4 protein-coding genes are annotated in these 6,891 nt (G+C 58.0%); 2 read left to right on the top strand and 2 right to left on the bottom strand.

Features of this window, described 5'->3' with window-relative positions; all coding sequences use genetic code 11:
• Positions 1 to 200: 200 nt before the first annotated feature.
• On the top strand, positions 201 to 428 hold the full coding sequence (locus R6V78_RS04325) for a universal stress protein (RefSeq protein WP_410288104.1): 228 nt from the start codon (positions 201 to 203) through the stop codon (positions 426 to 428).
• Positions 429 to 930: 502 nt separating this feature from the next.
• Here the strand turns inward: R6V78_RS04325 and R6V78_RS04320 are convergent.
• The gene (locus R6V78_RS04320; protein WP_410288103.1) at positions 931 to 3,084 is read right to left on the bottom strand and encodes a penicillin acylase family protein; all 2,154 of its coding nucleotides are present in this window, start codon (positions 3,082 to 3,084) and stop codon (positions 931 to 933) included.
• Positions 3,085 to 3,932: 848 nt separating this feature from the next.
• Here R6V78_RS04320 and R6V78_RS04315 point away from each other — a divergent pair.
• Complete coding sequence (locus R6V78_RS04315; RefSeq protein WP_410288102.1) at positions 3,933 to 5,186, top strand: DUF3592 domain-containing protein; 1,254 nt, start codon at positions 3,933 to 3,935, stop codon at positions 5,184 to 5,186.
• Positions 5,187 to 5,712: 526 nt separating this feature from the next.
• Here R6V78_RS04315 and R6V78_RS04310 read toward each other — a convergent pair.
• Complete coding sequence (locus R6V78_RS04310; RefSeq protein ID WP_410288101.1) at positions 5,713 to 6,516, bottom strand: alpha/beta fold hydrolase; 804 nt, start codon at positions 6,514 to 6,516, stop codon at positions 5,713 to 5,715.
• Positions 6,517 to 6,891 lie beyond the last annotated feature (375 nt).

Raw genomic sequence — 6,891 nt, 5'->3', positions numbered from 1 at the left:
ACGGCTCACAATATTATCCCGCTTTATTTCCCGCTGGGATTGTTCAATTTCCAGATAACGCAGTTTTTCCAGTGATTGTTTTCGCCTGTTTTCAATTTCCGTTTTTACATCATCATTTTCTTTCAAGCGGGAATCGATAATCCTGAAATCGGCTTCGATACTCTCCAATTGACGATCCATCCCCTGAAAAGGTCGGGAACATGCAAAAGCTCGTCAAATCCCTGGGGGGCGAGGCGTCCACTGTGCAAACCGCCATCGTGTTCGGCAAACGGGTGCCTGGAATCATCCACTTCGTCAATGAACATCAGGTGGACCTGATCGTTCTTGGCTCACACAAGATTGATCTGGAAAAGGTCCCTGAGGGTCTGGGCACCATCAGCTACAAGGTGGGCATTCTTTCTCCATGCCCCGTGCTGATGGTGAAATGAGCGCCTTCGCCTATGGAATGACACCCGCCTGACTGGCCGGGGGGGATTCCCGCTTCGGACCGACAGAACGCGGCTCGCCTGCCGGCGGTCTTACGAGCCATCGGCCGCACCTTGGGCCCAGGTGGTGTTTTGCGGGGCAACTGACCAGCGCCAACCCGTTGCCACCTCAGCGCCAGACCGGCCGAGGCTCTTCACGCTTCGGCCGGCGTAGCTCATCTATTTGCCTTGCCTTGAAATGTCATGCGAACCGACCACAAATCGGTTTCTAACGAAAATGTGCCCGCAGCTCGGTCTTGAGGATCTTGCCTGAGCCGGTTTTCGGAAGCTCCTCAACAAAAAAATCCTCCCTGGGGGGAAATGTTGGTCGGCGATGATTAACATCGCCCCGAACACCAAGGAGGATGGGTCGTGGTACGTTTTGCGCGCCTGTTCAGTCAACTGGTTGCCGTTTTCGACCCGGAACAGTTTCACCAGCTGGTCGCCAAGCATCGGGCTGAGCGCATTACTTGAAGGGCCGATGTCCTGGATCTGGCGCGATTTTCAGTCGTTTGTAGCGCCCCTTGGTCCAGTTCTCCAAGTCAGAGACATACCACTTGGAAAAGCGGCGGTCCGATGGGCCGCCGGCCATGCTGGTGTGGATTTCTTCCTCGGCCAAGTCGATGACCATCCGGAAAGACGGAGCGAAGGTGGTCTGGCGGCCGGCGCTTTCGAAAACCTGTCCCTGGTGCGGGGTGGCAAGACTGCCGGGCAGGGTGACCGGGCCGCGGTCAAACCCGAAAAATTTGGGCAGCCTGCCGTCAAAGACAATATTCTTCAAGGTCACCCGCCGCGTTTCTCCCCATGCCTTGGGGGCGACATCGAGAGCTTTGGCCGCGGCATCACGGTAGATCGCCTCCCTGGTCCGGTCGCCGAACCAGGCGGAGCGATCGGCCAGCAGGATGCGGTCGAAATTGATGAAAAAATCGTTGAAGATCCCAGTGTGCCTTTCGATGTGATCCACCGCCGCGCTCCCCAGTCCGGCACCAAATACCTGCCGGTAGAGTTCGCGATAGATGCGGTCGAACAGAAAGGCGCCCTTGGAAGCCGCGTCATATTCAAGGTTCCATTCCTTGAGGATCCGCCCGTTGGCGGTGTCCGGCAGCAGTGGTGCCAAAATCTCCATGAAGCGTTCGGCCTGAGCCGAATAAAGGTCATGCTGCAGCCGGTACATATCCTCGGGAGTCAGGCCATCGGCGGTAGCCAGACGGTTCGAGATCCGGTCGGAACGGTAGGCCCCCATGCCGGCGTTGATCGGTTCGAGCGACGAGTAAGCGTTCAGGTTCTGGTTGGCGGTGACAAAGTAGCCGCAGTCCGGGTTGAGGCACCGCGGCAAGTCCGTGTGGCGTTCAAAGCCATGCCAGTCGTTTTGCGGCTCCCAGCCGGGCAGCGGCACGAACCCGCTGACTTCCGGCCGGCGCTTGGGCATGAGACCGGACATTTGGTAACCGATGTTTCCCTGACTGTCAGCCAAAACCCAGTTCCAACTGGTCTCGACTTGTCCCAGCAGGTCCATTCCTTCGGCGACGCTGCGGGTCTCGAACATCTTCACTAAGCTGTTAACCGTTTGTGCGCCGGAAAATGAAGGCGCCCAGGCCGTGGCGAGGTACAGACCTTCACGTTGAGGGTCTCCCTCCAGGATGCCGTGCGGATTTTCGTAGAATGTTACGGTAACCGGGGCCTTCTTCTTGCGGCGGATGATTTCCGTCCTTTTCTTGAAAGGAACCCACCCTTCGGGCTCACGCCAGTAGCAGCCGTCCTTGCACTTTTCGATCCATGAGTCGGTGGCGTCCATGAAGGTGTACGTCGCGCCCCAGGCCAGATCCGGGTTTCGCCCTATCAGCAGGGCCGGTACGCCAGGCATGTTGGCGCCCATGGCCCAGCGCCCGGCGATTTTTAGCACGACTTCGTACCAGACGTTGGGCAGGCGGTTGACTTCCAGGTGGGGGTCGTTGGCCAGGATGGGCATTCCGGAGGCAGTCTTTTGGCCTGAAACCGCCCAGTTGTTCGAGGCCATAGCCGCCGGTATGGCGAGGTTCCAGAGGGAAGGGGGCGCCACAAGGCGTTCCTGAAGATCTATTTTCTTGATCAGTTCGACGTCCAGGTCGCCAAGAATCCCGGGAAAGAGTTCATCGAGGCGTTCCTGATCCAGGCCGGCCTGGATCAATTCGATGAGCAGTCGCTCCATCTCGCCCTGGGACTGGGCCAAGGTCAGGTAGCCGACCATGCGGGATATCAGAATGACGTCGCGGGCGCTCCAGGGTTCGGGGCGATAGCCAAAAAGCCGGCACTCCCACGGCCGCTTTTCGGAAAAGGCCTGGTTGGCCCCCGCGCAGTAGGCCTCGGTCAGTTTGCGGGCTTCGGGCGAGAGCGCGTCGATCTGCAAATCCATACTCCCGTTCCAGTCCATGCGCCGGAAGAAGGTGTCGATAGCCAGCATCTCTTCGCTGGCGTCGAGGATTTCCGAGGCCCGCCCCTGGCCCAGGATGCGCATTAGGAGCATCTGCATCCCACGGTCTATGGCATGGGCGAAGCCCATCAGGCGAAAGACGTCCATCTTGTTGTCGCTCGCGATGTGGCAAACTCCGTGCTCGTCTCTCCAGATCTCGGAAGTCTTCATGGCATCTCCTGTGGCCCGCATCTTAGGCAGAGGTGATCGTCTTGCAATTAAACCAATTTTAGGGGCTCTTTAGTGCGAAGTAGAAACCCCCACCTTAAGGGTGGGGTCAGAGGGACTGGCTAAGCCGGTCCCGCATGGGAACAGCCGATAAGGCTGCTCATTGCTATCCATACGCCGAGTTGTTGCCGCAACATCGAAGCGTAAGGAGGAATCAGTTCGCAGATTCCGTAGGTTATCACACACGCTATGGCATTGTCAGTATCATGTTGTATCGTACTTTCAACACCTCTTGGATGAGCATTCAGGGTATTTTTTCATGATGGCATCTTTGGGTCACGGGACTGTAAAGATGTCGGCTGAGACTTTCAGAGCCGCCAGGAACTCTTTCTGTTCGGCCTTCAATGGCCTGGCCAGCTTTCTTTACTGACCAGCGGTCAGTACCAGTGTATTGGTGAACCTGGTGGTCATCATGAACGCCGTCGGTTTTGTGGTCTGGCGTTTGTACCATCCGGTGATGGTCCGAAAAAAACCTCACATAGGGGACACTTCTTGCACCCGGACACCTGATGGGTAGAATTGTTGCCACCTGCCCATGATCGTGTCGCAAATGACGCGTATAGGGGCCTGAAGGGGCTTAAAATTGAGTGGGCTTGGGGGCCTCTTCTTGCCTTTAATTACACAAGGCAGTGCAGTGCGGCGTTTTTCCAATGCCCCGAGATCGCTTTGCGAGGGTTCTATGGTTGCTCGATTAGGGTGATCGTTGACAGTAGGTGCCCAGGGGTGAGATTAGTAATTTGGCGGGCGATCTGAAACACTGGATGTGGCACACACAAACCCCAGGAGGCCATGTGAATACAGAGTCGCCGCAGCCCGAAGAAAAAAAATCCTCCCATTTGTCAACGCGGTTCGGATGCGTGTTGCTGTCTCTTTTGTTTCTCGCTTCCGGCGTTGGATTCATGGCGCTGTTTGCCGTTAGGGCCTGGCAAGACATTCGCGTTTTCACGGTCTGGCAACCGACGCAATGCACAGTCATCTCTTTGGGTATCGGCGCTCAACAGTCGATTAGGATACGGGCGGGTGGGCCCCGCACCACGGGCAGTTCGGAATCCTTCCGGCCCCAGGTGACGTTTCGCTACGTCGTCGATGGTATCGAGCATGAGTGCACCGGTTGGGACTCCTGGGCTCTGGCCGGAGACTTCGGAGGCGGGAGCCGAAAGTTCTACCTGCGAGTACTCGATCGCTACGAGATAGGGCAAACCTATCCTTGCTGGTACGATCCTGCCGAGCCTTCGCAGGCGGTGCTGGTGCGCCGGGTCCAGCCTTTGTACCTCCTGGCCTTTTTTCCAATGGCACTGATGGTGTTGGGAGGAGTCGGACTGGCGATCACCTTCTCGCGAGCAAAGCCGGCGCTCCCCCCTGATGCCAGCTCGGCCTCGACCGTTTGGCAGGATCCGCCCGGATATTCACAACGTCTTGCAGTGCGACTCGATCCGGTCACACCGAGCACCCAGGCCGGGTGCATTCTCACTCTCGCCGCGTTGATGCTTGCCGTTAGCGCTTTTTCTGGTTTCGCCGCATACAATTCATGGATTGATGGCGAAGTGCCCGTGATCACCGGACTGTCGATGGTCGCCTTCGGGTTAGTGGGGATGATCCTGCTTTGGGTGTCCGTTGGTGCCCTTGCCGTGCGGGTCCCGTTACCAATCCTTGAGGCTGACCAGCCCACAGTCGCTGCGGGCACAAGACTGCGGATGCGTTTGGTCCAGCCGGGGCCAGTGCGCCTGCGCACGATTCGGGTGACCTTCGTTGGAGAAATAGTTGCGCCGGCCAAATCCGGGGCGCCCCACCTGAAAACCATGTTTGAAGGCGTGGTAATCGACACCGGTCCTTTGGTGGCGCGTCACACGATGCCTTTTGCACGGTACATGGACCTGGCACCGCCAGCGGACGCCACCCCTTCCTCGTCGGCGGAAGATGCTCCGGAAGTGCGTTGGCGGGTGCATGTGACCATTTTTCCGTTCGGGTGGCCTCGCCTCACATACCTCTTTCCGATCATCGTTACTTCATCCACCACAGAACCAGCACCGCAAGATGCAGGGTAGTTGTCGGCCAGGGGAGCTGTTCCAAAAAACCTGTATTTGATCGATCGGGAATGGCTGCTTACGGATCAGAAATCAAATTACCAAGCCTGCCACCTTCTGTGGCATCTGGCCGCTATCTACTCCCCGTAAGGGCAGGGGCGGGAGCTCTCCCATGAACTCGGACAAGCTTCTCACAGGAGTATGAGAAGGTGAGATGACTTGATCGTCCTGAAGCCCGACACCGAATGCACGCGCCGGCTGGCGTGCTTTCCGAGCGAGGCGGGGCACCGGTTGCTCAGGGAATTGCGTCTGCTCAAATAGATCCGGCCGGGGATGCTGTAGGTTGGTTTTCCGGTCCAGGCCAAAGCCCGGTTTGCCGGCGACCAAATGCTTGCTGTAAATTTGTAATATACGCCTACGATTCAGAACGACGCCAGGCGGGTGTGGCCCCAAGCATTCCCCCGGAATTACGATCCGGGAAGTGCCGAGTATTTGATCATTTCTGGGGGAAGGTCCAAGGCCCCGGGACCAGCCCGCCTGTTGCGGTTCACCCCTGGCTATCGAGAAACGCCACGAGGGCGGCATTGACCGCCGCGGGCTCTTCGACGGTGCTCAAGTGTCCAGCATTGGGGATTACCTTCAACTGGGCGCCCGATATTTTTTCCACCATGCGCCTGGCCTTCTCAGGCGGAGTCGGGACGTCCTTTTCACCCACGACAACCAAGGTCGGGGTCTGGATGGCATCGATCTGCTCGAAAACGCTTTCCCTGGAAAAGATCCCGTTGGCGAAGTCTATCATGGCCTGTCGGTCATTGGCCATCATGCGCCGGCGCCATTGGCGCACCTCGTGGGATCGGGATGGGTCCTGGAGGAATTTGGGACCAAGGAAGATCGGCATGGCCCGTCCGACCACCGGCCGGTAGCCGAGCCAGCGCAGGGCGACCAGCATCAGGCGATACTGTTTTCTGGCCTCGGGCGGCTCGGCGTCGGCCGAGGTGTCCATCAGGATCAAGGACTTGAGCATTTCAGGGCGCCGGATTGCAATGCGAAGGCCGATAAAGCCACCGGTGGAAAGCCCCACGAAGTGGCACGGCGCGCAGCCAAGTGCCTCGATAAAACTTACCGCATCCCGGTAGAGGTTCTCCATCTCGTAACCGCTGCGAGCCACCTCGCTTCTGCCGTGACCGCGATGGTCGTAGGCAATACAGCGGTAGCGGCCCCTGAGGGCCGCGATCTGCGGATCGAAATGACGGCTGTCAAGCAGGTAGCTGTGGGAGAAGATAATGGTTTCCGGCCCGGATCCTTGTTCGGTGTAAGACAGCCTAACGCCGTTGACCAGGATGTCAGGCATTGTATTTCCTCCTTTGGCAGGTTGGAGATAGAAGGATTCTTGAACGCACAGCCTGTGGTTGTCAACATGCAAAAAAGCCGGGCACCAACTTACCCGGCCAGGCCTATTCCGGGAGCAACCGGTGGCCGGTCTCGTGCCGCCGCTGGGGCGGGGTAAGTTGGGGGCTGCAGATCTGCTCGGCCTGGGACATTTTTTCTTGTCCTCAATCCTCCTGATGTGCCATTAAGCATCTGCCGGTGGTCAGCAGCCTGCCGCAGCCTTTTGGCCGGATAGCTATCCACTCGATGATTTCGTTGCCAAGCGCAGCGGGGCGAGGGAAAAAGTGAAAACAAGAACCCCCGGACGTGGGACTCCTCCCCCCCTGTATCTATTGGA

It is taken from the genome of Desulfosarcina sp. (assembly GCF_046496365.1).
In the GTDB taxonomy this organism is placed as follows: Bacteria; Desulfobacterota; Desulfobacteria; order Desulfobacterales; family Desulfosarcinaceae; genus Desulfosarcina.
The sequence above is the reverse complement of the archived record's forward strand: the minus strand, read 5'-3'. Positions and strand labels throughout refer to the sequence as shown.